Raw genomic sequence first — 23,817 nt, 5'->3', positions numbered from 1 at the left:
TCCGCAATTTTACAGTCGTAAGATTTCTTACATGCGTAAGAAAGGAGGCCGCACATGTCGTTGGCCGACCCGCGTCTCGCTCGCACGCGGAACGCACTCATCGCCGCAGCGACGGCCGCGCTCGACGATCGCGACCCGGAACTCGTGAGCATCACCGATCTCGTCGCGTCCGCCGGCGTGAGTCGGCCGTCGTTCTACCAGCACTTCGGTGATCTCCCGACCCTCGTGCACGCCGCGGCGCTGTCGCGCGTGCGGGAAGCGTTCGAGACGATCGCGACGCCCGACAACATCGGCGACTCGTGGACGGCTTTCACGCAGCGCACGGTGCACGAGCTCATCGCCCACTTCGCCGAGCACTCCGCCTTCTACCTCCGCGCCGTCTCGGGCCCCGGCGGCCAGCACTTCGCCGCGAGCGTCATCCGCTTCCTGTCCGAGCGGCTCCGCACCGTGTCGCCGCTCGCTCCCGTCATCGGCGTGTCCCTCCTGCCCCTCGAACTCGCGGACTTCCTCGCGGCTGGCGTGTTCTGGACGATCACGTCGTGGCTCTCGACGGACGCGGCCGAGCGCGCGAGCGTCGACGAGATGACCCGCCGCGTCGGCGTCCTCCTGCTCTCCTCGACGGGGTCGTCACCCGACCGTATCGACTCCATCCTCCGCATCACGATCCCGGAAACGACCACTCGATGAGCACCGCATCACCCCACAAGCCCACCCTCCGCGAACGGTTGCTCGGTTCTCGCCGACTGTTCGTCGTGCTGTTCGGGATCGCGATCATCCCCCTCATCTACGCGGGAGCGCTCATCTGGTCGAACGAGGACCCCACGCACAATCTCGACGCCGTTCCCGCGGCCATCGTCGACCTCGACACCGGCGCGACACCGAACACGGACGACGCGAAGCCCATCGACCTGGGCCGTGACCTCGCCGACGAGCTCCTCTCGAACGACGAGTCGACCAACTTCGACTGGAGGGAGGAGAGCGCCGACGAGGCGACCGCCGACCTCGCGGCGGGCGACGTCCTCGTCGTGCTGACCGTCCCCGAGGACTTCTCGTCGGCGGCGGTCTCCCCCGCCGCCGACGACTCCGCCGACGCCCGCGCCGCGAGACTCTCGATCGAGACGAACGACGGTGCCAACGTCGTCGTCGGTTCCGTCGCGACGAGCGTCGGGACGGCGGTGACGGAGACCCTGTCCTCCCAGGTCTCCGCCGAATACCTCGAGAACGTCTACCTCGGCTTCTCCGAGATCCACGACCGGGTCGCCGACGCCTCCGACGGAGCGGACGAGCTCGCCGCGGGAGCCGCCGACGCGTCGAACGGTGCCGGTGACCTCGTGGTCGGACTCTCGGACCTCACGAGCGGGGCCGTCGACCTGTCCGACGGTGCCTCGACCCTCGCTGCGGGTGCCACGTCCGCGGAGGACGGCGCGCAGCGGTTGAGCTCGGGCCTCTCGGACCTCGAGGACGCGACGTCGGCCCTTCCCGGGAAGACGGCGCCGCTCGACACCGGATCGGACGCCGTCGCGGGCGGCGCGCACGACGTGGCCGTCGGAGCATCCGAGCTCGCCTCGAAGGCTGCGCTCGCGGCCACGAGCGCCGAGACGATAGCGACCGGCGCGGCGGACCTCCCCCGCGCGACCCAGCAACTCGAATCCGGGACCTCCGCGGTGTCCTCCGGTCTCTCCGCGCTCATCGACGACTACGCCGGCCTGACCGACGCGGAACGCCTCGTCGCTCTGCAGCGACTCGCGGCGACGGCGTCCGCGCTCGACTCGGGCGCGCAGACGCTCACCGAGAAGTCCGCCCAGCTCGCCGGCGGCACCGCGGCACTCGTCGGAACCCCCGCGAAGCCGGGCCTCACGGCACTCGCGGCGGGAGCCGACACTCTCGTGTCCGGAGCCGCCGACGTCGATTCCGGCGCCGGCGAGCTCGCGGCGGGCGTCGACACGCTCGTCGGAGACCTCGACTCCCTCGTGACCGCCGTCTCCGACGCGGCGACCGGCGCATCGACACTCGCCGACGGAACGGCGCAGGTGTCCGCCGGTGCCGCCGCGCTCGCGAGCGGTGGAGCGACACTCGCCGACGGCGCCTCCTCGGCGTCGGACGGAGCCCGGCAGCTCGACGACGGCCTCGCGTCCCTCCGCTCGGGATCGACCGACCTCTCGGACGGGCTCTCGAGCGGCGTCGACGACATCCCCGACTACTCCGAATCCGACGCCTCGCGCGTGAGCGAGGTCGCGTCGGCCCCCGTGCGGCTCAACGCCGAGCGCGTGAACGAGGTGCCCGCGTACGGTTGGGGACTCGCGCCCTACTTCATGTCGCTCGCGCTCTGGGTGGGGGCGCTCGCGTTCTACCTCATGATGAAGCCGCTCCGCGAGTCCCTCGTCGCGAGCGGGCGCCCCGCGTGGTTCGTCGCGCTCGGCAGCTTCGTTCCCGGTGCCGTCATGGGCGTCGTGCAGAGCGCCCTCATGGTCACGATCGTGCACCTCGCCCTCGGGATCGAGGCGGCATCGCTCGGCGGCCTCTACGCCATCGCCGCCCTCGCGAGCGTCACCTTCGTCGCGATGAACCAGGCCCTCGTCTCGCTCCTCGGCGCGCCGGGACGCTTCATCGGGCTCATGCTCGTCGTGCTGCAGCTGTCCTCTGCCGGAGGCACCTATCCGATCCAGACGGCGGCGACGTTCTTCCAGACGCTGCACGGGTGGTTCCCCCTGACCTACGCGGTCGAGTCGTTCCGCTCGCTCATCGCGGGAGGGGAGATCGGGATCGCGCCGGGCATCGGCGTCATGTCGGTGTGGCTGCTCGGCTCGCTGCTCGTCACGACGGTCGCGGCCGCGCGAGCGCGCCGAGACCATACGCCCACGGGAGTCTCGGCGCGCGCGGCGTCCGCCTGACGACGCGGGTGCCGACCGCACGCCCGAGCGAGCCGCCACCGCCACCGCCACCGCCACCGAGTGACTGCGCGCGACGCGGGTTCAACTGCGAATCGTCATGCGCGGGTACTCGCCGAAGCGTGCGTGATAAGCCTGGGAAAAGCGCGACAGGTGGGCGAAGCCCCACCTCCTGGCGACCTCCGCGACGGTCACGACGGCCGGGTCGGAGGCGATGAGCTCGAGCCGGACGGCGTCGAGGCGGCGATCCCTGAGATAGCCGAGCGGCGTCGTACCGACGTGTCGACGGAACACGTGCTGCACCGACCGGACGGAGAGCCGAGCGGCCTCCGCGACGTCGGGGAGCGTGACGTGTTCGGCGATGTGCTCGTCGAGATAGGCGATCGCTCGACGAACACCGGACGCCGCAGGAACCGCCGAACCGTCATCCCACGGCCGCCCCGGCACGATCTCGAAACTCGTCAGCAGGACCCGCACCATCATGTCGAAGAGCCGCTCGCGGACGAGCGCCGACGCGACGGCCTCCTCGTCCGTGACGGTGGCGAGCGCCCGATCGGCCGCGATCCTCCAGCTGCGCGCTGCGGCAGGAGTGAGGGGCGCCGTCCTGCCCGGTCGCGGCAGGAGCGACGGGAGCCGGTCGTCATCGACATAGCGCCGAGCAGCGGCCGAGAACGCCTCGAGGTCGAGCGTCACGAGGTCGACGTGGGCGTCGTCGAACACGATCGTCGACTCGCCGGGAGGGCGGAGGTACGGCCGGGCCGTGTCGACCACGTCGTGACCGTAGGCGACGTCGAAGCGGCCACGGCGGACGCCGCCGACGGCGATGCCCTCCGGCATCGTCCCGTGCCCGGTCGCCGATCCCGCGATCACCAGCGAGTAGGTCATCAGCCGACCGTCTCCCGCAACCGAATGCCGGAAGCGGAACGGTCTGTCGTCCTCCGCCGCAACGAGCGAGATGCCCGGGAAGGCCGCCCGGAAAAGTTCGTTCGCGTCCTCGCGATCGCTCGTGACGACATCTCTCCGCTGAACCGCCGGCATCCCCCCATTTTAGGCGTTCATCACCGCGATCCGGACCCCCCGGCGCGCCGAGGTGAGCGGCGCCGCCCGCCCCGACCTCCCACCGGGAGTGCGCATTATGGATAGGCTCGCCCGGGAACCGCGGAAGGGAAACATGGGTTCGGTCATCTACAACGATTCAGTGCTGTATGTCGACGACGCGACCCTCGCGCACCTGCAGTACGCCATCGTCCAACGGTACCGACGGGGCGAGTCCTTCCTCCTCACCTGGACCGACGACGGCTCCGTCGACGGGCGGGAACGCTCGCTCTGGCTCAGTCCCAACGCGCCGCTGAGCTTCGAGTTCGACGCCCCCGGCGACGTCCCGCTCGAGCTCGTCTGGGTCGACGCCCTCAACAAGACGGCCGATGCGACCGGCGGCTTGCGCATCGTCGACCGTGACGGCGAGCCCGTCGCCGTCACGACGCGCTGACGCACCGGCGCAAGACACGGCGGGTCCTGATTCTCGCGGGTGTCGGCGGTTCGGCGCATCATGGGAACATGCCGGAGCTTCCCGAGGTGCACGCTCTCGTCACAGCGCTCGACAGACGACTGAGTGGTCGCGTCGTCGCTCGCCTCGACGTCTTCTCGTTCGCCGCTCTCAAGACGTTCGATCCGCCGGCATCGGCCTTGGCCGGCACCGCCGTGCACGGGGTGGCCCGCCACGGCAAGTTCCTCGACCTCGCCATCGGGGACGTGCACCTCGTGATCCACCTCGCGAGGGGCGGCTGGATGCGCTGGCGCGAGGAGACGCCCGACCGACCGACGGGCCGGCCGGGCACGGGCCCGCTCGCGGCGCGACTCGTCCTCGAAGGCGGCGGCGCCGTCGACATCACCGAGGCGGGCACCACCAAGCGCCTCGCCCTCTCGATCGTGCGTGTCCCCTCCGAGGTGCCCGGTATCGAGCGGCTCGGCCCTGATCCCCTGAGCGACGACTTCACGGAAGCGGTCTTCGCGGACATCCTCGCCCACTCCGGTCGGTCACAGATCAAAGGACTGCTGCGCAACCAGGCGGTCATCGCAGGAATCGGCAACGCCTACTCCGACGAGATCCTCCACGTCGCCCGGATGTCCCCGTTCGCGCCGGCATCGATGCACCCGGACGACGTCTCGCGGCTCTACACGGCGATGCGCAGCACGCTCGAGGACGCGGTGGAACGGTCCGACGGACTCGACGCCACCGAGCTCAAGCGCGAGAAGAAGTCCGGCATGCGCGTGCACGGGCGAACGGGCGAGGCCTGCCCGGTGTGCGGCGACACCGTCCGGCAGGTGACCTACTCGGATTCGAGCCTGCAGTACTGCCCGACCTGCCAGACCCGCGGAAAACCGCTCGCGGACCGCGTGCTCTCGCGACTGCTCAAGTAGCGGCGTCGCCGTCGAGCGCAGCGGCGACGAGGGCGCGGAGTGCCGGGATCGTGTCGGTGTCGAACCACGCGTTGCGCGCTTGCCAGCCGAGGGTGAGCGGTGAGGGATGGACGACCGGGAAGTACGGCAGGAACTCGGGTGCACGACGCACGGTCTCGGTGAGTGTCGGTGCCCGCCGGGACCCGAGGTAGTACCGCTGAGCGTACGATCCGACGAGGATCGTGAGCCGCACGTCGGTGAGCGCGGCGAGGATGCGCGGGTGCCAGAGCGGTGCGACGTCGCGCCGCGGTGGCAGGTCGCCGCTCGCGGGAGCCTTGCCCGGGTAGTAGAAGTCCATAGGCACGATCGCGAATCGTTCGGTGTCGTAGAACTCGGCGTCCGAGACCCCGAGCCACGACCGTAGCCGCACTCCGCTCGCGTCGTTCCAGGGGATGCCGCTCTCCTGCGCCCGTCGCCCGGGGGCCTGGCCGATGAGGAGCACGCGCGAACGCGGCGAGCCGACGACGAGGGGCCGCCAGCCCTGCTCCGTCGCCCAGGCGTTGGACGGGTGCGCGGCGATCTCGGCACGGAGGTCGAGGAGCGAGGTCACCCTCCCAGTGTTCCACTCCCGCTCTCGCGGCATGGCGCGGAGGAGGGCGGCGTCGGGTCGAGGTCGACGGCCCGGACCGCGCTCAGGGGACGACGACGAGCTTGCCCGGGTGAACCGCGCCCCGGAGGTCCTCGATCGCGAGGGGAACCTCGTCGAGGCCGTAGGCGCGGGCCACGAGAGGTCGAAGCACGCCGCTCTCGAGATCCGCGGCGATCCGTTCGAGGTCCGGGAGGTTCGTCGTGGCCAGGAGCGTCGTGACGCGAGCGGCGCGGGTGAGCGTGGCGAGCGCTCCGGGCAGGGCCCGATCCAGGGGACCGACGATCGGGTTGCCGCCCTCGCCCCCGCCGAGGACGAGATGACCGCCGGGAGCGAGCACCCTCCGCCAGGCCGAGACCGGGCGAGCACCGGCGAAGTCGATGACGACGTCCCACGTCTCGGGTCCTTGCGTGATGTCTCGACTCGCGTAGTCGACGACCTCGTGGGCACCGAAGGCGCGAGCCGCGTCCGCCTTCGCCGCGCTGCAGACCGCGGTGACGTGCGCCCCTCTGGCGCTCGCGTACTGCACGACGAAACCGCCGACTCCTCCCCCGGCCCCCGTCACGAGCACACGCACGTCGCCGACCGGCGCGTCGATCGACGCGACCCGCAGCGCGTGCAGCGCCGTGAACCCCGCCATGGGGCTCGCCGCGGCGACGCGATCGTCCACTGCGGCCGGAGTGCGGACGAGACGGTCGGCGCGGGCGACCACGAACTCGGCGAACGCAGCCGATGCCGACCCGAAGACCCGATCGCCGACGGCGAAGCGATCGATCCCCTCGCCGACGGCCTCGACCGTGCCGGCGACGTCCTCTCCTCGCGTCGTCGCGCGCGGGCGGCGGAGTCCGAGGGCGAGGCGCGCCAGGTAGGGCTTCCCCGTCATGAGGTGCCAATCGGCCATGTTGAGCCCAGCAGCACCCACCCGGACGAGCACCTCGCCGGCACCCGGCTCGGGGACCGGTCTCTCGTCGACTCGCAGGACGTCGACGTCCCCGTAGTGGTCCTGCACGACTGCTCGCATCGTCACTCCTTCTCGCGTGGCATCGTTCCGGTCGGAGGCCGGGTCCGGCGCTCCCCTTGCGGCCGTCATCGCTCGTCCTCCGGGTAGGCGAAGACGTCGTCGAGCGGGACGCCGAACACCTTCGCGATCTGGAACGCCATCTCGAGCGAGGGCGAGTAGCGTCCCTGCTCGATTGCGATGACCGTCTGTCGGGTGACGCCGAGATGCTCCGCGAGTTGCGCCTGGGTCATCTCGTCGTGTTCGAAACGCAAGGCGCGGACTCGGTTGGTGACGCGGGTCGGCTTCACGCGCGCAGCCCGCCCCGGTAGACCGCGAGCCGCGCGACGGTGCCGAGGACGGCGGAGAGCACGAAGCCGAGGTACAGCGCGTTCGCGATCCAGAACGCGTCGGCGTCGACGATCGCGAGCACGAGAGCACCGAGTGCGGCGAGGACCAGGGGCGCGTTGCCGACTCGCTCCCCGAGTTGCGAGATCTCCTGGTCGCGGACGTCGACGCGGCCGGCGCCACGCCCGCCGATCATCCCCGCCACGATCCCGAGCACGATGTTCGCGACGATCCCGACGACGATCGCTCCGACGACGGTGCCGATGAGGAGCGGTTCGTACGGAGCGTCCTCGAGCGGGCCGCCGCCCGAAACGGTGAGGAGCACGACGACGTAGGTGACGTACCCTACGATCGCCACGACTCCGTACAGCCACGTGGAACGTTCGTGAGCGCTCATGGGATCCTCCCGACAATGTCAGCAATGTTTGACATCCCCAGTGTCGACTATTTTCGACGTGGCGTCAAGGATTTTTTACATCGCTGTGCGCGCGCGGGGCGGAGCACGACAGAGCGCCGGCAGGGCGCGGGCAGGTGGCTCGACTCAGGCGGGCCGGGACCGTCGCGACCGGACGTGCCGCACCACGAGCTGCACGACGACCGCGATCATGAGCACCGAGAACGCGATGTTCGACCAGAACGGCGAGATGGCGGTCGCGGTGACGATCCCCATTGGGGACCCGAAGCACGCCGCCCCACCGACGAGCGCGGCGATGCGCCAGTCCACGTTCGCTCGACGCGCGTTCCCGACCGTCGCGGAGATCGACCCGGGAACCATCATGAGCAGCGATGTCCCCTTCGCGACGAGGTCGCCGGCGCCGAAGAACGCGATGAGCACGGGGACGACGATGATGCCGCCGCCCACGCCCATGAGGCCCGAGAGCACTCCCGTGACGCCGCCCGTGAGCACGAGGGCGATGGCCGTCCACACGTTCAGCCCGATGGCATCGCCGCGCTCGGGGACCGAGAACCACAGACTCACGGTCACCACGAGGAGGAAGACGACGAACGCCCAGAACAGTGCGTTCCGCGGAATGCGCGGGAGCAGGTACGTCCCGAGCTGCGCGCCCGCGATGATCCCGACGGCGAGGAGCACTCCCGCGATCCAGTCGACTTGACCGGAGATCGCATATCCCACGGCACCCACCACGGACGTCGGCAGGATGGCCGCGACGGAACTGCCCGCCGCGAGGCGCTGATCGACGCCGAGGAGCAGGAGGGCCGGGACGACGATAATGCCGCCACCGACGCCGAAGAGCCCCGACAGGAAACCCGCGACGAGGCCGAGGGCGATGAGTGCACCGATGGAGGCCCTCGCGACCGCCGCCGACTGCCCGTCCGATGTCATGCCGCCCCCTTTGTTCCCGTGCAACTGTTGCACCCGGGGCCGTCGTCGTCAAAACCACGCCGTACCCGTTCGGAACGGCCGCCCCGAGCGACTGACGGTGGCGTCAGCTTCGGCGGCGGACGGGCCGCACGACGTCGGCGTGGGGCTCGACGACCTTCCGCCTCACGTGCTCGTAGACGACGGACGTGCGGACGTCGGCGATCTCCGGGCGGCTCGTGAGCTTGTCGATCACGAAGGCGTAGAGCGCGTCGTTGTCGGGCACGGCCACGTGCACGATGAAATCCTGGTCGCCCGTCGTGACGAAGACGCCGATCGTCTCGGGCAACCCCCGCACCCAGTCCCGGAACGCCTCGATGACTTTCCGCGACGGCGGCCGGATGCGGACCGCCACGAGCGCCTGGACGGACCGGCCGATCGAGGAGAGCTCCACGTCGAGACTCGCGCCCGTGAACACCCCCGCCTCCCGCAGCGCGCGCGTTCGGTCGAGCGCGGTGGTCGGCGACACCCCGACGGCGTTCGCGACGTCTCGATTGCTCATCCGTGCGTCGTGCTGCAGGAGGGTCAGAATCCGTGCGTCGAGTTCGTCGATGTCAGGCATATCGCGATTGTAGTGAGCACTCATTCGGACGAATTGATCGCGGTTCGTATGTATGAATAGCTGGAGGCATGACGAACAGCACGATCGGCTTCTTCCCCGACGAGATCGACACCGCGAGCCCCACCCGTTCCGCCCGACTCAAGTGGGTTGTCGCGGTGGACTCGAGCCTCCCCGGCGGACGCGCCGTGAACGCCGCGGTGTGCGTGGCGGCGGCGACGAGCACGGCGGTCGCCGGTCTGCTCGGACCGGACGCGATCGACGCGGACGGCTCGGCGCACCCCGGCCTGCCCTGGGCCGGTTGCACCATCGTCGGCGCCACGTCCGAGCAGTTGCACACGATCCGCGCGAAGGCCGAGGGGTCGGCGGACGTCTTCGTCGCCGACATGCCCGCGGCCGCGCAGTCGACGCGGGTCTACGACGAGTACCTCGGCGAGGTCGCGGGCTCGGGCACGGAGGCGCTCGAACTCCTCGCGGTGAGCATCGTGGGGCCTCGGAACCGGGTCGACCGCCTCGTCGGTCGCCTTCCGCTGCTGCCCTAGGACGCACGGGGCGAGGGTCAGAGGTTGACGACCGACCCGGGCGTGCGCCGCTGGCTCGAGGGCCGGCATCGGTAGGGTGGCGATGTGACCGACGCGACCCCCTCCAGCGACGACGCCGTCTCCCCCGGCATCTACGAGCACTTCACGGGTTCCCGCTACGAGGTGCACGGCGTCGGCACCCACACCGAGACGGGCGAGGCGCTCGTCTTCTACCGCACGCTCTACGGCGATTACTCGTTCTGGGTCCGGCCGCTCGCGATGTTCATCGAGCACGTGGATCGCGACGGGTACAGCGGGCCCCGCTTCCGACGCATCGCCTGACGCCGCCGCGACCGGCGGCGCGGCGGCCTCGGTCAGGGAGCGTCAATCGCGGCGAAGACGAGCGAGAGCGAGCTCGGCGAGCACCTCTGCGTGCGTGGCGAGGATCGAGTCGTCGAACACCGCGTGATCCGAGTGCATACCGGGCGCTCCCGCGACGGCGACGTCGCTCGGCCGCGCCCCGAGGAAGACGAGGGTCCCCGGCACCTCCTCGAGCACGTAGGCGAAGTCCTCCGACGCCATGGAGGGAGCGGGCATCCGCACGACCCGATCGGCGCCGCGGAGCTCGTCGAGCAGGTCGAGGACGATCGCCGTCTCCGCCGGATCGTTGACGGTCACGGGATAGGAGTCGATGTACTCGGTCGTCACCTCGCACCCGTGCGCCGTACCGATGCCGACGACGAGAGGGGCGAGCCGCTCCCTCACGAGCGCGAACGTCTCCCGAGAGAGCGTGCGGATGTTCACCTCGATCGTGACGCCCGTGGCGAGGACGTTGGCGGCCGTCGATTCGGTCGCGATGCGGGTGACCGAGACCACGGCGGGATCCGTTGCGGGCACACGACGCGCGACGAAGCTCTGCAGCGCGAGCACGATCTCCGCCGCGACGGGGACCGGATCGATCGCCTGCTCGGGGAACGCCGCGTGACCGCCGGTGCCGCCGACACGGATCCGCATCCCGCTCGCGCTCGCCATGATGGGGCCCGATCGCGTCACGACGTCTCCTCGATCGGTCACGCAATCCACGTGCACGGCGTACGCGGCCACGGGACGCGTCCCCGCGGCGTCGAGCACACCCTCCTCGATCATGATCCGACCGCCGGCGAAGCCCTCCTCGCCGGGCTGGAACATCGCCACGACGGTGCCCGGCAGGTCGGGTCGGCGCTCGTGCAGCAGGCGGACGGCGCCGAGCAGCCCCGCCATGTGCAGGTCGTGTCCGCACGCGTGCATCGCCCCCGTCGTCGAGGCGAACGGGAGCCCCGTGGCCTCGACGATCGGGAGCGCGTCCATGTCGGCTCGAAGCAGCACGACCGGGCCCGGCCGATCGCCGCGCAGGACCGCCGTCACCGACGACAGCTCGCGACCGAGGGTGATCTCGAGATCGAGGCCCGAGAGCTCCTCGAGCAGGAGAGCCTGCGTCATCGGGAGATCGAGTCCCACTTCGGCTCGAGCGTGCAGTCGGCGCCGGACCGCCACGAGGTCGTCGAGGAGCGGCGACGCGTCGAGCCGCGCACTCACGAGGATCGGTCCGTCAGGAGCACGTGCCGCATACGCTCCGCGAGCGCTTCGTTCCGGTAGGGACCGGGGGCCTCGAGCGCCGTCACGACGCGCTCGACGACCTCGGCGGGCTTGTCCTGACTCATCTTCTCCTTCGCCACGACGCGCGAGACGCGCATCCGGAACCCGACGGTCCCGTGCACGATGCGTTCCGCGTACGCGGTGTTCTCGAGCGTGCGTCGCATCCGGAACGGATTCGGCAGAGGATTCTCGAAGTGGTCGACGAGGCGCTCGAGCACCGCGAGATTCTCCTCGTCGCTCAGGATCTCGGGTGTGCCGTACGCGTGCACCGTCGCGAAGTTCCACGTCGGAACGGCCGCCGGCACGTCGTACCACCCCGGCGAGACGTAGCCGGAGGGGCCGTAGAAGATCACGAGGAGCTCGTGCGAGCCGAGTTCGTGGAGCCGCTCGTCGGGGCGTCCGACGTGCGAGACGACCGTGATGTCGTCGCTGTCGTCCCCCTCCTCGAGGAGGAACGGGTAGTGCGAGGCGACGAGCCCGTCCGCCGTGGCGCTCACCATCGTCGCCCACGGCGCGGAGCGGATGAGCGCCCGCACCTCGTCGGGATCGGTCATCGCGTAGTCGGCGTTCTCACGCATCGGTTCCTCCCGTCGCTCGGCGCGCTGTGCGCACGATGATGTCGACGTACTCGGGCCAGAGCGCCCGTTCGAGTCGATGTCCCATGCCCTCGAAGATCCGGAGCTCGGCGCCGGGGACGGCCTCGGCCGTGAGCTCGGCGGCGAGCGGCAGCAGGAGTGTGTCCTCACTGCCGTGGACCACGGCCACAGGGATGGACAGGGAGCGGAGCCGCTCGAGGCGATCCGTCGCGCGGACCAGGGCGGCGCCGTGACGCAGGAACCCGTTCGGCTCGTAACCGCGATCGATCTGGCGGGCGGCGTGGCGTCGCTCGTCCTCCTCGTCGAATTCGAACGCCGGAGCGTGCATCGAGCGCTGGTAGCCGACGAACTGCTCGATCGCGTCCTCGCGCGCGAGCGCCACGGCGGGCACCGGCGTGCTCTCGGCCGTCGCGGCCTCCGCCGCCGAGAGGTAGACGGGATCGAGTCCCGGGATCGAGGACAGCAGCACGATGCTCCGCACGCGGTGGGCGTGATCGAGCGCGAGGTACTGCGCCATGATCGCGCCCATCGAGTGCCCCGCGAGGTGCGCGGAGGGCAGCCCGATCGTGTCGAGGATGCGCAGGACGTCCTCGGCCGCCTCCGCGACCGAGTAGCCGCCGTCGACGTCGCCGACCCCTCCGAAGCGCTGCGAGAGGCCGGTGTCGCGGTGGTCGAAGCGGATCACCCGGAAGCCCTCGGCGACGAGGAGGTCCACGAACTCGTCGCGCCAGTCGATGAGTTGCGTCGCACCCCCGCCGATGAGCACGAGGGGTTCGCCGCGCTCGTCGCCGGCCACCTCGAAGTGGATGCGGACGTCGTCGACCATCGTGACGGGCATCAGAGGCCGCCCTCGAGGTCGTTCCACGTCCATCGCCCGCCGAGCATGGTCGCCGCGACGGGCATCTCGCGGAGTTCCGTCGCCGGGGCCGTCAGCGGGTCGGCGTCGAGGACGACGAGGTCCGCGACCTCCCCCTCCGCGATCGTGTAGCGGCCGCGCGTGCTCGCGGAGACGGCCAGGTCGACGGGCAGCGTCTGCTCGGGGTGCCACGGGTCGCGGCCGTCACGCGATCGTGAGACGGCCGCGGAGATCGCGAGCCACGGGTCGAGCGGCGCCACGGGCGCGTCGGAACCGAGGTGCACGGTCGCACCGGCCTCGTGGAGGGAGCGGAACGCGAATGCCCGATCGGTGCGACCGTGCCAGTGCCGGTCGGCGACGTCGCGGTCGTCCATCGCGTGCTCCGGCTGCACGCTCGCCACGAGACCGAGTCGTCCGAAGCGCTCGAAGTCCTCAGCCGCGACGAGCTGAGCGTGCTCGACGATCCCCGCGATCCCGAGACTCTCGAACGCGTCGATGACCTCGGCGTTGGCCTGGTCGCCGATCGCGTGCACCGCGGGGGCGATGCCGTTCTCGTGCGCACGGCGGAGCAGCCCGACGAGTTGCTCAGGGCTCACCGCCTGCACCCCGTAGGAGTGCGGGTCGGCCGGGTCGAGACCCGGATACGGCGCCCAGCAGAACGCCGTCCGCGTGTTGAGGGAGCCGTCGACGACGATCTTCAAGCGTCCGAAGGAGACGAGCCCGGCGTCGTCGAGGGGATCGCCCGTGCGGAGTCCCCGCTCGATCGCCTCCTCGAGCCGCTCCGGCCACACCGATCCCTCCACACGGAGGGAGTCGACGCCCGCGGCGACGCGGTCCGGCCAGATGGTGGCGTTGTCCTGGTTCTCGAACTCGACGATGCCGACGACGCCGCGGCTGGCGGCATCCGCTGCCGCCGCCCGGTAGGACGCGAGCCCCGGCTGTGCACCGCGGTCGTGCACACCGAGCGCGCCGATCCACTCGGTCTCGCGCAGCACGCCGTCCTCCGGCAGCGTGAGCCCGTACAACCGACCGGCGGCGGAGTTGAGCCATCCGCAGTGCAGATCGCCGCTGATGAGCATGAGGGGCCGATCGGGGGCGATCTCGTCGAGCGCGGCGAGGGTCGGTGCGTCCGGCCAGAGGGCATCGCGGAAGCCGTAGCCGACGAGGATCCGGGCGTCGGAGCCGGGCAGTGCGGCCCGCATGATGGCGACGGCCGCCGCGGCGCTGTCCGCGGGGGCGAGGTCGACGCGCTCCCGCTTGACGACCCACTGCGTGAAGTGCACATGACCGTCCCAGAGCCCGGGCGCGAGGGTGCGCCCGTCGAGGGCGAGCTCCGGCACGCCGGGCACGACGAGCATGCGGCGGGCGCCGATCCGGGCGATCCGTCCGTCGACGACGAGCACGTCGCGGGGTTCGTCGACCCCGAGCAGCCGCGCATCGCGCAGCAGGATCGAGGGGGTGGCGGTCATGCGTCCTCCAGTTCGAGCGGTTCGCCCATGACGGGCACGGAGCGCAGGAGCTCCCGGGTGTACGGGTCGGTCGGGTGCGCGAGCACCGTCGACGTCTCTCCGTGTTCGACGATCCGGCCGGCACGCATGACGCTCACCTCGTCGCTCACGTAGCGCACGACGGCGAGGTTGTGGGAGATGAAGAGCATCGTGAGGTCGAGTTCCTGCTGCAGGTCGCGCAACAGGTTGAGGACGACGCCCTGGACCGAGACGTCGAGGGCCGAGGTGATCTCGTCTGCGATGAGGACGGCGGGCTCCGCTGCGAGGGCGCGCGCGATCGTGATCCGCTGGCGTTGACCGCCGGAGAACGCGGACGGCGATTCGCCGGCTCTCGAGGGATCGATCTGCACGCGGTCGAGGAGCGCGTGCACCCGGGCCTCGCGGTCGAGTCGGGAGTATGAGCGCCCCGTCGCGAGGAGGCCCTCGGCGATCGACGCGCCGATCGGCATGCGGGGATCGAGAGCACTGAACGGGTCCTGGAACACCATCTGCACGCGTCGTCGGGCGAGCCGCGCCTCCTTCGCGCGATCGGTGATGTCCACACCGTCGAGCAGGATCGACCCGCCCGACACGGGTGTGAGGCCCACGGCGATGCGGGCCATCGTCGACTTGCCGCTCCCCGACTCCCCCACGAGGCCGTGTGTCGTGCCGCCTCGCACGACGAGGTCGGCGCTGTCGACGGCGAGGTGCGCCGAACGGCCGTGGCCGTACCGCACGCTCACCTGGCGGAACTCGAGCTCGCTCATGCGACGATTTCCTTCTGCTCGGGGACCGGCTCACCGGCGTCGATCACGGGGAGCGGTTCGTCGCGGTCGGTGCCCATGTCGGGGACGCACGCGATGAGCCCGCGGGTGTACGGGTGACGGGCCTCGTCGAGCCGATCGGCGGCGAGCTCCTCGACGACGCGCCCGTGCCGCATCACGATGACACGATCGCAGAATCCGCTCACGAGCGCGATGTCGTGCGAGATGAGCAGGATCGCGGCGCCCGTCGAGCGCTGCGCGTCGCGCAGGGCGCGCAGCACTTGACGCTGGACCGTGACGTCGAGCGCGGTCGTCGGTTCGTCGGCGATGATGAGGCGGGGCGAGCCCATGAGTCCCATCGCGATCATCGCCCGCTGCCGCATGCCGCCCGAGAACTCGTGCGGTAGCTGGCCGAGCCGCCGGGCGGCGTCGGGGATGCGGACGAGCGTGAGCGCCTCGACGGCTCGCGCGAGCGCGGCGGCCCGGCCGGTCCGCCCATGGATCTCGCTGACCTCGCGCAACTGCCGACCGACGGTGAGCGACGGATTCAGCGAACTCAGCGGGTCCTGGAAGATCATCGCCTGCTCGAGGGCGAGCCGGCGCTTCTCGACCGACGTGGGCTCACGCGTCATGTCGATGCCGCGGAAGACGAGCGTGTCGCTCTCCACGAGTGAATCCGGTCCGAGGAGGCCCGCGATCGCCATGGCCGTGACGGACTTTCCGGAGCCGGACTCCCCGACGATCCCGACGATCTCCCCCGGTGCCACGCTGAGCGAGACGCCGTGCACGCGTTCGACGACGCCTCCGTCCTCCGCCCGGAAGGAGACGCGCAGGTCGACGGCCTCGACGACGGGTGCGGTATCGGGGACCGTGAAGATCGCCCGCGTCTCGGCGCGCGACCGACGCGGCAGCGCGCGGAGCGTCCGACCCGAGCGCTTCTCGCTGAAGAGCGCCCCGAGCAGCGAGAACACGACCCCCGTCAGCACGATCGCGATGCCGGGGCCGATCGCCGCCATCGGGTCGACGTAGATGCGTCGCGCCCCTTCGTTGAGCAATCGGCCCCAGTCGTACTCGGGGGCCTGCACGCCGAGCCCGAGGAACGACAGCGCCGCGAACGACAGCAGGGTGACGGAGGCGTGCGACGCCGTGTTGACGAGGAGCGGCGGCAGGATGTTCGGCACGACGTGACGCACTGCCGTGCGCAACGGACTGCTGCCGAGGATGCGTGCGGCGTGCACGAAATCGCTGCCCGCGACGGAGGAGGCGAGCGTCGAGACGAGGCGCCCGAAGACGGGGATGCCCGCGAAGCCGACGGCGAGCATCGCTCCTGTCGCCGTCGTGCCCCAGATGACGGAGAAGAACAGGGCGAGCAGCAGCCACGGGAACGACAGCAGGATGTCGATGAGCGCGTTGACGAGTCGGCGCGCGAACGACGGCAGCACCGCCGCGACGATGCCGACGATCACGCCGCCGACGACCGAGATCCCCGTCGCGCCGAGCGTGAGCAGCACGGAGATCCGTGTCGCGACGATGACGCGGGCGAGCAGGTCGCGACCGAGCTCGTCGGTCCCGAAGGGATGCTCGAGGCTCGCTCCCTGCTGCCGCCCCGCGATGTCCCGGGCTGACGCGGCCTCGCCGAACAGGACGGGCCCGAAGACCGTGGCGAGGAGCACGATGACGACCCCGGCGATGACGGTGATGCCTGCCGGAGTGCGGAGCGTGCGGACGAATCGAGACGACATGGATCAGGCCTCCGCGATCGCCGAGCGCGGGTCGAGCGCTGCCAGGGCGAGGTCGATGAGCAGGTTGGCGGCGAGGACGAGGATCGCGTACACGAGCACGACGCCTTGGATGAGCGGGTAGTCCTTCGCCGTGATCGAGGAGACGATCGTCGACCCGATGCCGGGGATGACGAAGACCGTCTCGATGAGCACGGTGCCCGCGACGAGGCCGACGAGCACGACGCCTCCGGCCGTGAGCGTCGCTGCCACGATGTTCGGGAGCGCATGCCGCACGTAGAGGATGCGACCGGGCAGCCGCTTGCTGCGCGCGGTCGTGAGGTACGGCTCCTCGAGCACGCGCAGCATCTCGACGTGCACGATGCGCGAGAGGTACGCGAGCGGGCCGATCGCGAGCGCGATGACCGGGAGCACGACCTGGGACGGCTGCCCCCAGCCGGCGGGTGGGAACGCCTGCAGGCCGACGCTGAACACCGAGATGAGCAGCACGGCGAGGAGGAAGTTCGGCACCGCGATGAGGACGCCGAGCAGGCCGGAGACGCCCAGGTCGGCCGCCCGGTGGCGCCCGCTCCGCGAGGAGACGGCCGTCGCGACGCCGATCGGGAAGGCCCCGAGAGCCGCGACGACGAACGAGACGACCGCAAGCAGCAGCGTCGTCGGCAGCCGTTCGGCGAGGGTCGCCCCGACGGGTCGCTGCGACGTGACGGAGACACCGAGGTCGCCCGTCACGAGTCCCCTGAGGTAGTCGAGGAACTGCTGCCCGAGCGGGAGATCGAGGCCGAGCTCGCGACGGAGCGCCTCGACCGCCTCGGGCGACACGGTGGGACCGAGGGCGGCCCGCACCGGATCGCCCGGGACGAGGTGGACGAGGAAGAACGACGCGATGAGCACGATCACGAGCGAGACGACTGCACGGGCGAGCCGCCGGATGACGAACGCGAGTCGCGGCGAGCCGACGAGCTGTCGGAGCCGATCCCCCCGGTCACCGGACGCCGGCGTCACCGGTGTCGGGGAGGCGAGGACCGAGGTCGGGCTCGGTGCCGGTGCCGGAGGTATCGTCATGGGTCAGCCCAACCTGTCGACGGGTGCCGGGGGAATCGTCATGGGGTCAGCCCAGCATTCTGATGGTGGTCGGGGCGATGCTGCCCGGCATCTCGAGGGTCGCACCGTTGAGCCACGTCGGCGACTCCGTGTCGGCGAGGGGGAACGTGTCGACGCGGTCGATCAGTTCCTTCTCCGCCTGCAACCACAGCTCGCACGCGGCGTCGGCGTCGGGAGCTGTGAAGGCCTGCTCAGCGAGCGCGTTGTACTCGGGGTTCGTGACGGACATGAAGTTGTAGCCGCCGTCCTCGCTCGTCGCTCCGAGGAAGAACAGGCTCAGCACGACGGGGCTCGAGGGGGCGAGCTGGATGAAGCCCGTGTCCCAGTCGTACGTCTGGTAGAGGTCGGTCGACCAGCCTGTCGGGTCCTCGGCGACGAGCTCCGTGGTGATGCCGAGCTCGGCCCACTCCGCTTGCACCTCTTCGGCGGCCGCGCCGTGGGTCGGCGTCGCGCCGTCGTAGAGGAAGCGGATCGTGAGCGCGCGGTCGCCGTCGGCGTCGGCCGGGTAGCCTGCCTCGTCGAGCAGCTCGGCGGCCGCGTCGACGTCGGTGTCCGGGAGCTCCCACATCGGTCCGTCCGACACGCACGTGAGCGGGATCTTGTTCACGAGCGAGACGGACTCCTGGTAGTTGCCGTCGGTGACGAGCTCGCCGATCGCCTCGCGATCGAGGGCGAGCGTGAGCGCCTGCCGCACGCGGACGTCCGACGTCGGACGGTCCTCGCGCTCGTTGAAGAGCATCTGCCCGATGGGGTTGAGGATGCCGACGGATTGGAGGCCGGCGGCCTCGACGCGCTCGCGGTCCGGTCCGATGATCGGGGCCGCGTTGAGCTCGCCGGAGAGGAGGAGGTTCGCAGAAGTCGCCTCGTCCGTCACGACGCGCGCGACGATCTCGTCGGGCAGTCCCTCGGTCTCGCTCGTGACGTCCTCTGGGCCCCACGTGTAGCCGTCGCGCTTCGTGTACGTGTACTCCGAGCCGGCAGCGACGTCGGTGAGCTCGAAGAGCGCCGTGCCGTTGGTCGTGTCGGCGAGCGAGGACGGGTCGTCGAGCCCCGCCTGGCACACCATCTCGACGGCGCCCGTGCTCTGGAGGAGGAACGGGTTGTTCGTCGCGCTCTCGATCGTCAGCTCGTCGCCGTCGGCCGACGCGGTCATGTCCTCTGTGACGTTCGATCCGTACCAGAAGGTGCCGTTGTCGGGATTCGCCTGATAGGCGAAGTTGGCCGCGGCCGTCTCGGCTGTGAACTCGGTGCCGTCCGCGCACGTCAGCCCCTCCTTGAGGGTATACGTGATCGACGTGCCGGACTCCTCCCAGCTCTCCGCCATCCACGGCACCGTCTCGCCCTCCGGCGTGATGTAGGCGAGCGACTCGTAGCCGAACGGCACGAGCGCGCGCTGCGCCAGATTCACGCCGGTGAGCGGTGAGAGGTCGCCCGGGTCTTCGTTGAGACTCATGGCGAAGGTGCCTCCCGACACGAAGTCCTCGGGGTCGGCGGTCTGGCCTCCCCCCGTCCCGGTGCCGCACGCCGTGAGCGCGAGCGCTGTGCTGATGGCGGCCGTCGTGATGGCGGCCCGCCGGACGTTCCTGTTCATGAGTTGCCCTTCGTCGAGTACGAAACGGGTGGTGCAGGGGTGTCGGTGCGTTCGATCCGGGCGAGCGGTCCCGCTGCCTTCACGGACACTTTGAGGGTCGGGCGCGTCGCGTACGAGACGGGCGTCTCGAGCACGTCGACGACCTCGACGGTGCGGGGATCTGCCCCCGCCTGGATGGCGCGTTCGATCGCCTGGCGACTCGCGGCCTCGATCGCGTCGAGCCGGTCGGCGTAGTCGCCCATGTGGTCGGCGCGTCCGCCGGCGAGGGCGATCGCCGCCCCGACGGCGTTCGCGACGTTGCCGCGTTCGGGGCGGAGCACGTCGCTCGCTCCCGAGATGCGATCGGGCACGAGGAATCCGCCGCCGCCCACCACGACGAGCGGCAGGTTCGTGCGACCGAGCGACATACGCTCGACGGCCGATTCGATGCGATCCCGAGCGACGGCGAGTGCGTCGATGAGCGCCGTGCGCGTGGCCCGATCGAGCGAGGGGAGCGCGTGTCCCGCGATGACAGCGGGGGCCGCCGCCGCCGCGGCGTCGGTGAGAGTCGCGGTACCGCCGCCGAAGACGAGAGCCTCCTCCGAGATGCGGTGCCCGACCGAGTCGGAGAGCGGCACGCCGTTCGCGAGGTCGACGATCGTGCCGCCGCCGACGCCGAGGCTCAGGATGTCGGGCATCCGGAAGTTCGTCCGCACTCCCCCGATCTCGCGCGGAAGCGTGGACTCCCGCGGGAAGCGGTCGACGAGCACACCGAGGTCGCTCGTGGTGCCGCCGACGTCGACGACGATCGCATTCTCGGCGCCCGACAGGCGAGCAGCGCCGCGGATCGAGTTGGCCGGTCCCGAGCCGATCGTGAGAACGGGGTAACGCGCGGCGTACTCGACGGCCATGAGGGTGCCGTCGTTCTGAGCGAAGAACGTGTCGGCGTCGAGGCTCTCGTCGGCGACGGCGACGAGGAGCGCCTCCGTGACCTCGCGGGCGACGCGGTAGAGCGCCGCGTTCAACACGGTCGCGTTCTCGCGTTCGAGCAGACCGAGTGCGCCGACCTCGTGGCTCAACGAGACGGGGAGATCGGCGCCGAGGTGCTCCCGCACGAGCGCCGCGACCTCGAGCTCCTGGTCGGGGAAGGACGGGCTGAAGATGCCGCACACAGCGACGGCGTCGACCTTCCCGACGAGACCGTCGAGGAAGCGGCGGACGCCCTCGACGTCGAGTCGGGAGATCGGATAGCCGTCGACGAGGTGGCCCCCGCCCGCGAGCAGCGCTCCCGCGAGGATCGTGTCGCGGAGCTCGGTGGGCCATCCTGCAAGCGGCGGGAAGTCGGTGGACGCCGGTGCGCCCAGGCGGATGACCGCGACGCGACCGAGGTCGCGGCGGCGCACGATCGCGTTCGTCGCGTGGGTCGTACCGAGCATGACTCTCGACACGTCGTGGCGGCGCACGCCGATGTCCTGGAGGACGGCGGCGAGGGCGGCGCGGATGCCACCTGTCACGTCGACGGTCGTGGCCTGCTTCGTCCACGCGATGACGGTGCCGTCGTCGTCGAGGACGACCGCGTCGGTGTTGGTGCCGCCGACGTCGATGCCGACGGAGAGGTCGCGCGCGGTCATCGGACGACCTCCGTCTTCGACGTGAAGGGGGCGTACTCGAGGTCGTAGCCGAACGCGTCGGGTCCGGCGAGCTCGAGCCCGCGCTCGGTGCGCCAGAGCGGGTCGCACGCCCAGGCGAGCACGCTCACGCGCTGCCCGAAGCGCAGCATCTCCGTGGAGATCGCCTCGCCCGTCTCGGTGTCGACGATCGTGATGAGGTCGGGGACGCTCACGATGATCTCGCCGTCCTCGATGACCACGAGGTTCTCGTTCTGGATCTCGACGCGCAGCAGGCGGCTCCGGTCGTCGCCGATGCCCTGGATCGTGACGGAGCCTCGCGTGAAGCCGCCCTCCGTCAGCCGCTCGATGTCGATGACCTTGCCGCCGACGAGCACGTCCGCCCCGAGTTCGTCGGCGATGTCGACGACGGGGTCCGTCGAGGCGAGGAGGCGGCGCCCCACCTCGATGGCCCGGCTCACGGTGCCCTCGATGACGGCGCCGGGCGCCGTCTCCGCGGTGAGGAGGTAGTGGGCGCCGATCGCGATGCCGCCCGCCGCGACCGTGAAGGCGCGCGCATGCCGCTCGAGCCAGGCCATGTCGAGAGTGCGCAGCACGCTCACGTTGCCGACGACGTCGCCCATGACGGCGAACTCGCTCGCGAGCCCCGCGACGTTCATCGAGATCATCGTCGACTTGGGGAACGCGCGGCCCATGCCGTCGGCGTCGAGCACGGCGACCCCGAGCGATGCGGCCCAGCCGACGGGTGAGACACCGTTGCTTCCGCCGATCTCCGCCGCCATGACGGCGGTGACGGGGCGTTCGATGATGCGCTCGACCTCCGCGATGAGGGTGTGGACCTGAGCGCTCGCTCCGAGCATCTCGATGCCGACCGACGGCGCGCCGATCCCCGACAGCAGGATGACCGCGTCGTCGGGACCGAGCTCGGAGACCTGCATCAGCCGGACCGGTCCGAAGCGCTCGATCGACGTCTCGACGGAGAGCTGCACGGTGTGCACGGCGCCCCCGCCCCCGGTCCCGAAGACGGCCGCGCCCGCCGCGAGGGGCGCGATGTCGTCGCGTGTGATGAGCCGCAAGGGCTCGCTCGTGGTGCTCATGGTTCGAGCGTATGAAGACTTCACCGACACGACAATGTGGCGGCGGAACCGGGAATCAGGGGAGACTGTGCTCATGGACCAAGTCACTTCCGATCGCGTCGGTCTCGAAGAGGTCATCGAGCAGGCCGATCGCTTCGGCACCCGTGTGCTCACGGGCAACCCCGGAGGAGTGGAGGTGCTCGGGGTCGAGATGCTCCCCTTCGACGATCTGGCTCGAGCGGCTCCGGGCAGTCTCGTGATCGCGACGCTGCCGACGGCCGAGGCCCCTCGCGCTTACCAGATCGACATCGCCGTCCGTCGGACGATCTCTTCGGGGGCGGCGGCGCTCGTCCTCACGGGAGACGTGACCCTCTCGGAGACCTCCCGCACCCTCGCCCGGCGCGGCTCCCTCGTGATCCTCGGAGCGGACGCGGCGCCGAGCGAGCTCGCGGTCTTCGTCGACCGCCTCGTGCGGCGCGGCGCCGCCGGCGCCCTGTCCCGCGCCGAGCACGCGATCGAGGCGGTCAGCCGTGTGGCCGAGGCTGGAGCGGCCGACATCCGCTCCGCCGTTCTCGAGGCGGCGAGCTCCGCCCTGGGAGTCGACCTCCACATCGACGAGGTGCCCGGGGTGCGCTGGTCGGACGCCGACGCCGTCTGCATCGGTGAGGTGCCGATCGGCCGCCTCGTCGCCGAACGCGACGATCCCGCCGTCTCGATCGCCCGCCCCGTGATCGCCTCGGTGCTCTCGCGCGCGCTCTCCCGCGAGACGCAGGACCGGTTCGGTCCCGTCCGGTCGCGCGCCGATCTCATCGTCGAGCTGCTCTTCGCCGAATCGTCGCGCATGGACGGTCTCGCCGTCGACGCCGCGCGCGCAGGTCTCCCCGTGCAGCTCTCGCACTCGGTCGCGTGGCTCATCCCGCGAGTTCCGGACGATCGGGAGCGCCGAGTGCCGCCGTCGCTCGTCGCGGCGCTCGAGGTGCGTGCCCTGCAACTCGTCGACGACCGGGAGGAGACCTGGCACGTCGCGGCGTTCCACGACGACCTCCTCATCGTCGCGTCGGAGGAACTCGGGGCCGCCGATCACCAGCGGCGCCTCCGCGACGTCGTCGAACGGTTCGTCGAGCAGGCCGCGGTGCTCGTCGGTCCCGAGTGGACGTTCACGATGGGGCTCGGCACCCCGCAGAGCGGCGCCGGTGGCCTCCGCCAGTCGGCGACGGAAGCTCGCATCGCGGCCGAATCGGCCGTCGCAGGCGGCCGTCTCGGCGCCATCGAGGTCACGGACGTGACGGGCCTTCGCCGCGTGCTGCTCGACTTCTACGCCTCTCCGCTCAGCCGGACGCTGCTCGACGACGTGCTCGCTCCGCTCGATGCTCTCGGACCCGAGCGCGCGGAGATGTCGGTGCGCACGCTCCTCGCGTACCTGAGCACGCGCAACTCCCTCGCGCGGGCGGCCGAGATCCTCACGCTCCACCCCAACGCGGTCAACTACCGAATCCGCCGCATCGAGCAGACGCTCGAGCTCGAGCTCGATGACCCGGACGTCCGCTTCGCCCTCGAACTCGCGTGCCGCCTCCGCCTCGTCTCGAGCCGCTGAGCCGGCGGCGTTGCGGGAACGGCAAACAGGC

At 70.8% G+C, this 23,817-nt stretch carries 24 protein-coding genes; 7 read left to right on the top strand and 17 right to left on the bottom strand.

Features of this window, described 5'->3' with window-relative positions; genetic code table 11:
- The first annotated feature begins 54 nt into the window (after positions 1–54).
- Both ELQ90_RS05045 and ELQ90_RS05040 read left to right on the top strand, forming a co-directional pair.
- Entirely contained in the window at positions 55–687 is a 633-nt protein-coding gene (locus tag ELQ90_RS05045; protein WP_128494201.1) for a TetR/AcrR family transcriptional regulator, read from the top strand.
- Positions 684–2,891 (top strand): YhgE/Pip domain-containing protein, encoded by a 2,208-nt coding sequence (locus ELQ90_RS05040; RefSeq protein WP_128494200.1) that lies wholly within the window; start codon positions 684–686, stop codon positions 2,889–2,891. Before ELQ90_RS05045 ends, ELQ90_RS05040 begins: the two co-directional genes overlap by 4 nt.
- 81 nt (positions 2,892–2,972) lie before the next feature.
- On the opposite strand, the gene ELQ90_RS05035 is transcribed toward ELQ90_RS05040, so the two are convergent.
- Positions 2,973–3,926: a helix-turn-helix transcriptional regulator gene (locus tag ELQ90_RS05035; protein WP_128494199.1), complete on the bottom strand. Its 954-nt coding sequence runs from the start codon at positions 3,924–3,926 to the stop codon at positions 2,973–2,975.
- Positions 3,927–4,059: 133 nt separating this feature from the next.
- Between ELQ90_RS05035 and ELQ90_RS05030 the strand changes: the two genes are divergently transcribed.
- Together ELQ90_RS05030 and ELQ90_RS05025 are read left to right on the top strand one after the other, a co-directional pair.
- Positions 4,060–4,377: a DUF7882 family protein gene (locus tag ELQ90_RS05030; protein WP_128494198.1), complete on the top strand. Its 318-nt coding sequence runs from the start codon at positions 4,060–4,062 to the stop codon at positions 4,375–4,377.
- A 68-nt stretch (positions 4,378–4,445) separates the two neighbouring features.
- The gene (locus ELQ90_RS05025; RefSeq protein WP_128494197.1) at positions 4,446–5,309 is read left to right on the top strand and encodes an Fpg/Nei family DNA glycosylase; all 864 of its coding nucleotides are present in this window, start codon (positions 4,446–4,448) and stop codon (positions 5,307–5,309) included.
- On the opposite strand, the gene ELQ90_RS05020 is transcribed toward ELQ90_RS05025, so the two are convergent.
- The 6 genes from ELQ90_RS05020 to ELQ90_RS04995 all read right to left on the bottom strand — a co-directional run bounded on the left by ELQ90_RS05020 (position 5,302) and on the right by ELQ90_RS04995 (position 9,222).
- On the bottom strand, positions 5,302–5,898 hold the full coding sequence (locus ELQ90_RS05020) for a uracil-DNA glycosylase family protein (RefSeq protein WP_243696019.1): 597 nt from the start codon (positions 5,896–5,898) through the stop codon (positions 5,302–5,304). The two genes, ELQ90_RS05025 and ELQ90_RS05020, sit on opposite strands and share 8 nt — an antisense overlap.
- Positions 5,899–5,980: 82 nt before the next feature.
- Positions 5,981–6,955, bottom strand: a complete 975-nt coding sequence (locus ELQ90_RS05015) for an NAD(P)-dependent alcohol dehydrogenase (protein WP_166408858.1) — start codon at positions 6,953–6,955, stop codon at positions 5,981–5,983.
- A 65-nt stretch (positions 6,956–7,020) separates the two neighbouring features.
- A complete protein-coding gene (locus ELQ90_RS16905; RefSeq protein WP_279432121.1) occupies positions 7,021–7,242 on the bottom strand; it encodes a helix-turn-helix transcriptional regulator in 222 nt (73 codons plus the stop codon).
- The gene (locus ELQ90_RS05005; RefSeq protein ID WP_128494194.1) at positions 7,239–7,676 is read right to left on the bottom strand and encodes a hypothetical protein; all 438 of its coding nucleotides are present in this window, start codon (positions 7,674–7,676) and stop codon (positions 7,239–7,241) included. Before ELQ90_RS05005 ends, ELQ90_RS16905 begins: the two co-directional genes overlap by 4 nt.
- 144 nt (positions 7,677–7,820) lie before the next feature.
- Positions 7,821–8,624: a sulfite exporter TauE/SafE family protein gene (locus ELQ90_RS05000; protein WP_128494193.1), complete on the bottom strand. Its 804-nt coding sequence runs from the start codon at positions 8,622–8,624 to the stop codon at positions 7,821–7,823.
- Positions 8,625–8,727: 103 nt separating this feature from the next.
- A complete protein-coding gene (locus ELQ90_RS04995; RefSeq protein ID WP_243696018.1) occupies positions 8,728–9,222 on the bottom strand; it encodes an Lrp/AsnC family transcriptional regulator in 495 nt (164 codons plus the stop codon).
- A gap of 68 nt (positions 9,223–9,290) precedes the next feature.
- Between ELQ90_RS04995 and ELQ90_RS04990 the strand changes: the two genes are divergently transcribed.
- A complete protein-coding gene (locus tag ELQ90_RS04990) occupies positions 9,291–9,761 on the top strand; it encodes a DUF2000 domain-containing protein (RefSeq protein ID WP_128494192.1) in 471 nt (156 codons plus the stop codon).
- 84 nt (positions 9,762–9,845) lie between these two features.
- A complete protein-coding gene (locus ELQ90_RS04985) occupies positions 9,846–10,082 on the top strand; it encodes a DUF1653 domain-containing protein (RefSeq protein WP_128494191.1) in 237 nt (78 codons plus the stop codon).
- Positions 10,083–10,124: 42 nt separating this feature from the next.
- On the opposite strand, the gene ELQ90_RS04980 is transcribed toward ELQ90_RS04985, so the two are convergent.
- From ELQ90_RS04980 to ELQ90_RS04935, 10 genes are read right to left on the bottom strand one after another with little or no spacing between them, the layout of a single operon-like run.
- Complete coding sequence (locus ELQ90_RS04980) at positions 10,125–11,315, bottom strand: M20 metallopeptidase family protein (RefSeq protein WP_128494190.1); 1,191 nt, start codon at positions 11,313–11,315, stop codon at positions 10,125–10,127.
- Positions 11,312–11,953, bottom strand: coding sequence for an FMN-binding negative transcriptional regulator (locus ELQ90_RS04975; RefSeq protein ID WP_128494189.1), 642 nt, complete (start codon positions 11,951–11,953; stop codon positions 11,312–11,314). Before ELQ90_RS04975 ends, ELQ90_RS04980 begins: the two co-directional genes overlap by 4 nt.
- Positions 11,946–12,809, bottom strand: a complete 864-nt coding sequence (locus ELQ90_RS04970) for an alpha/beta fold hydrolase (protein ID WP_166408856.1) — start codon at positions 12,807–12,809, stop codon at positions 11,946–11,948. The genes ELQ90_RS04975 and ELQ90_RS04970 overlap by 8 nt, the downstream gene beginning before the upstream one ends.
- Positions 12,809–14,296 carry an amidohydrolase gene (locus ELQ90_RS04965; protein WP_128494187.1) on the bottom strand — a complete coding sequence of 496 codons (1,488 nt, stop codon included), beginning with the start codon at positions 14,294–14,296 and terminating at the stop codon, positions 12,809–12,811. The genes ELQ90_RS04970 and ELQ90_RS04965 overlap by 1 nt, the downstream gene beginning before the upstream one ends.
- Positions 14,293–15,081 (bottom strand): ABC transporter ATP-binding protein, encoded by a 789-nt coding sequence (locus ELQ90_RS04960; RefSeq protein ID WP_128494186.1) that lies wholly within the window; start codon positions 15,079–15,081, stop codon positions 14,293–14,295. Before ELQ90_RS04960 ends, ELQ90_RS04965 begins: the two co-directional genes overlap by 4 nt.
- Complete coding sequence (locus ELQ90_RS04955) at positions 15,078–16,820, bottom strand: dipeptide/oligopeptide/nickel ABC transporter permease/ATP-binding protein (RefSeq protein WP_128494185.1); 1,743 nt, start codon at positions 16,818–16,820, stop codon at positions 15,078–15,080. The genes ELQ90_RS04960 and ELQ90_RS04955 overlap by 4 nt, the downstream gene beginning before the upstream one ends.
- A 3-nt stretch (positions 16,821–16,823) precedes the next feature.
- Positions 16,824–17,879: an ABC transporter permease gene (locus tag ELQ90_RS04950; RefSeq protein WP_128494184.1), complete on the bottom strand. Its 1,056-nt coding sequence runs from the start codon at positions 17,877–17,879 to the stop codon at positions 16,824–16,826.
- Positions 17,880–17,925: 46 nt separating this feature from the next.
- Complete coding sequence (locus ELQ90_RS04945; protein WP_128494183.1) at positions 17,926–19,509, bottom strand: ABC transporter substrate-binding protein; 1,584 nt, start codon at positions 19,507–19,509, stop codon at positions 17,926–17,928.
- The gene (locus ELQ90_RS04940) at positions 19,506–21,119 is read right to left on the bottom strand and encodes a hydantoinase/oxoprolinase N-terminal domain-containing protein (protein ID WP_128494182.1); all 1,614 of its coding nucleotides are present in this window, start codon (positions 21,117–21,119) and stop codon (positions 19,506–19,508) included. Before ELQ90_RS04940 ends, ELQ90_RS04945 begins: the two co-directional genes overlap by 4 nt.
- Positions 21,116–22,213: a DUF917 domain-containing protein gene (locus ELQ90_RS04935; RefSeq protein WP_128494181.1), complete on the bottom strand. Its 1,098-nt coding sequence runs from the start codon at positions 22,211–22,213 to the stop codon at positions 21,116–21,118. The genes ELQ90_RS04940 and ELQ90_RS04935 overlap by 4 nt, the downstream gene beginning before the upstream one ends.
- A 73-nt stretch (positions 22,214–22,286) precedes the next feature.
- Between ELQ90_RS04935 and ELQ90_RS04930 the strand changes: the two genes are divergently transcribed.
- Positions 22,287–23,786 (top strand): PucR family transcriptional regulator, encoded by a 1,500-nt coding sequence (locus ELQ90_RS04930; protein WP_128494180.1) that lies wholly within the window; start codon positions 22,287–22,289, stop codon positions 23,784–23,786.
- Positions 23,787–23,817: the final 31 nt, after the last annotated feature.

It is taken from the genome of Labedella phragmitis, from assembly GCF_004078635.1.
Classification (GTDB): Bacteria; Actinomycetota; Actinomycetes; order Actinomycetales; family Microbacteriaceae; genus Labedella; species Labedella phragmitis.
The sequence above is the reverse complement of the archived record's forward strand: the minus strand, read 5'-3'. Positions and strand labels throughout refer to the sequence as shown.